At 75.5% G+C, this 3,103-nt stretch carries 2 protein-coding genes; one reads left to right on the top strand and one right to left on the bottom strand.

All coding sequences use genetic code 11. The features are described 5' to 3' along the window. Nucleotides 1-128: 128 nt before the first annotated feature. Entirely contained in the window at nucleotides 129-470 is a 342-nt protein-coding gene (locus tag ACZ4UX_RS17005; protein WP_465707211.1) for a hypothetical protein, read from the bottom strand. Between the two features lie 408 nt (nucleotides 471-878). On the opposite strand from ACZ4UX_RS17005, the gene ACZ4UX_RS17000 reads away from it, so the two are divergent. After that, nucleotides 879-2,972 carry a S9 family peptidase gene (locus tag ACZ4UX_RS17000; RefSeq protein ID WP_465707210.1) on the top strand — a complete coding sequence of 698 codons (2,094 nt, stop codon included), beginning with the start codon at nucleotides 879-881 and terminating at the stop codon, nucleotides 2,970-2,972. Nucleotides 2,973-3,103: the final 131 nt, after the last annotated feature.

Raw genomic sequence — 3,103 nt, 5'->3', positions numbered from 1 at the left:
CTGGGCAGTGAACAGAGGGGGGTTCGCCCCCTGGGGGGGTGCTTCCCGCGACCCCGGAGGATAAAACGCCACTCCTGGGGTCTTGGTTGTTGCCCCCCCCCCCCCCCCGGGCCTCCGGGCTTTCCGCGTCAGCCGCCGCGGACCTCGGACGAGGCGCCGACCAGGAACGACTTGAACCCGCAGCGGATCGAGGAGGTCTGCCCGGGCGAGACCCACGGCCCCCAGCAAGTGGACCGGACGACGCTCTCCCGGCTGCCCGTCACGACGTCACAGGTGATCTTCGCCCGGTGCGCGGCTCCCGACGGCAACCGGCCGGAGCAGGTGGACTCGGCGGTCGGCCGGCCGAGACCGTCCAGATGGGCCTTGGCGCTGCATCCACCGTCGATCGATCCGGCGGATGCCGCGGGCGCGGCGGCCAGGGCCATTCCCACGGCCGTGATTCCGACCAGTACGACAGCCTTGAACTTCATCATTCACTCCATCCCCGAAAAGGCATGACGATTCACCGCGGAGGCGTTTCCACGGAATCGGCATCGGCCCGCTTGAGCAGGCTCCGCCGGGAGTCCGGCGAACCCCGACCCGCCGGACCATATCGACTGACACCCCCTCCGACAACCCCCGCCGAGCAGCGGGTTTACACGGACATGGCAGATCGCCGACCATGGCCGAACGTGCTTGCGGAACACATCCTCCGGGCCACCGAACCGCCGCTCCGGAAAGTTTCGGTGGGAGCATTCCTGAATCCGTTCGTGTCATGACTTGATGGCCCGTCATGACCCCGAATCAGAACCGTTCGGGGTGAAGTTCCGGGCGCCCGGGCAGAAGAGGGGCAGCGGGCCGCAGGACCGACCGCCCCGAGGCGTGTCAGGGTGTCGGGCATGTCGAGTGAATCGCTGCCCCGTCAGCTCGCCCGTACCCGTCGGTTCTCCCTCGGGGTGCCCTCCCATCCGGTCGTCTGCGACGGCGGGCGGACGGTGCTGTTCCTGCGCAGCCGGGCCGGGGACGACCCGGTCGGCTGTCTCTGGGCGCTGGACGCCGACCGCGGCGAGGAGCGGCTGCTGGCCGATCCGGCCGGGCTGGGCGGCGAGGGCCGGGACGTCCCCGAGGCGGAGCGGATCCGCCGCGAGCGCTCCCGCGTGCACGCCACCGGAATCACTTCCTTCGCCGCCGACCGGGCGGGCCGGACGGTCGTCTTCGCCCTGGGCGGGGAGCTCTGGGTGGCGGACCCCGCCGAGGGCGGCGTCCGCCGGATACCGACCGCCACCGGCGTCTACGACCCGCGCCCGGACCCGACCGGCCGCCGGATCGCCTACGTCGGCGACGGGGCGCTGCGCGTCATCGGGGTGGACGGCACCGGGGACCGCGCACTGGCCGAGCCCGAGCACGCCGAGGTCGCGTACGGCGTCCCCGACCACGTCGCCGCCGAGTCCATGCACCGCACCCGGGCGTACTGGTGGTCGCCGGACGGCACCCGGCTGCTGGCCGCCCGGGTGGACAACGGCCCGCTCGCCCGCCTCCACCTCGCCGACCCGGCCGATCCGGCGCGGCCGCCGCGCGTCCTGCGCTACCCGCTGGCCGGCACCGCCAACGCCGCCGTCTCGCTCTGGCTGCTGGACCTCGACGGCGGCCGTACCGAGGCCCGCTGGGACCGCGCCGGGTTCGAGTACCTGACCGCCGCCGGCTGGGACGCCCACGGCCCCTTCGCCGCCGTGCAGAGCCGGGACCAGCGCACCGTCCGCACCCTCGCCGTGGACCCGGCCGACGGCGCCACCCGGACGCTCGCCGAGCAGCGGGACGAGCACTGGGTCGAACTCGTCCCCGGCCTGCCCGTCCGCACCACCGCCGGGGCCCTGGTCGACGCCGCGGACCTCGGCGACACCCGCCGGCTCACCGTGGGCGGCGAGCCCGTCACCCCGCCCGGTCTCCAACTGCGCTCGGTGCTCGGGACCGACGGCGAACAGGTCCTCTTCACCGCCTCCACCGAGCCGACCGAAACCCACCTCTGGTCGTACGACCCGGCCGAGGGCGCCGTACGGCTCAGCTCCGCGCCCGGCGCGCACACCGGCGTACGGAGCGACGGCACCCTCGTCCACACCGCGCGGACGCCCGGCGCGCCCGGCGGCCACACCACCGTCCACCGGAACGGGCGCCCCGCCGTCGACCTGCGCTCGCACGCGCAGCGCCCCGTCCTCACCGCCCGGCCCGAGCCGCTCCGGCTGGGCCCGCGCGAGCTGCGCGCCACGCTCTTCCGGCCCACCGGCCACCGCCCCGGCGACGGCCCGCTGCCCGTCCTGCTCGACCCCTACGGCGGGCCCGCGCTGCAGAAGGCCACCGCGGCCGGCGGCTGGCCCGACCTGGTCTCGCAGTGGTTCGCCGACCAGGGCTTCGCCGTCCTGGTGGTGGACGGGCGCGGCACCCCAGGCCGGGGCCCGCACTGGGAGAAGGCCGTGTTCGCCGACATCGCCACGCCGGTCCTGGACGACCAGGTCGAGGCCCTGCGGGAGGCCGCACTGGCCCGCCCGGGGCTGCTGGACCTCGACCGGGTCGCCGTCCGGGGCTGGTCCTTCGGCGGCTTCCTGGCCGCCCTGGCCGTGCTGCGCCGCCCGGACGTCTTCCACGCCGCGGTGGCCGGGGCCGCGCCCACCGACCACCGGCTGTACGACACCCACTGGAAGGAGCGCTTCCTCGGCCACCCGGACGAGCACCCGGAGCGCTACGACGCCTGCTCGCTGATCCCCGACGCCGCCGGCCTGCGCCGGCCGCTGCTGCTGGTGCACGGCCTGGCCGACGACAACGTGCTGCCCGCGCACACGCTGCGGCTCTCCGCCGCCCTGCTCGCCGCCGGCCGCCCGCACGAGCTGCTGCCGCTCAGCGGGGCCACCCACTCCCCCAGCGACGAGACGGTGGCGGAGAACCTGCTGCTGCACCAGCTGGACTTCCTGCGCCGCGGCCTCGCCGCGCGGGGCCGGTAACGGCCCGGGGGGGGGAGGGGGGGGGCGTCGCCCCCCCGCCCCCCAACAATGGAGGGTGGGACGCGGCGGACACTACCCCCCCAAACCCCGCCGCTGATGGGGGGGGGTGTCGGGGCGCGGGGGGGGAGTGG

The sequence above is a fragment of the Kitasatospora sp. NPDC028961 genome, assembly GCF_055564815.1.
Note: the sequence above shows the minus strand (reverse complement) of the source record. Positions and strands in the feature narration are given on the sequence as shown.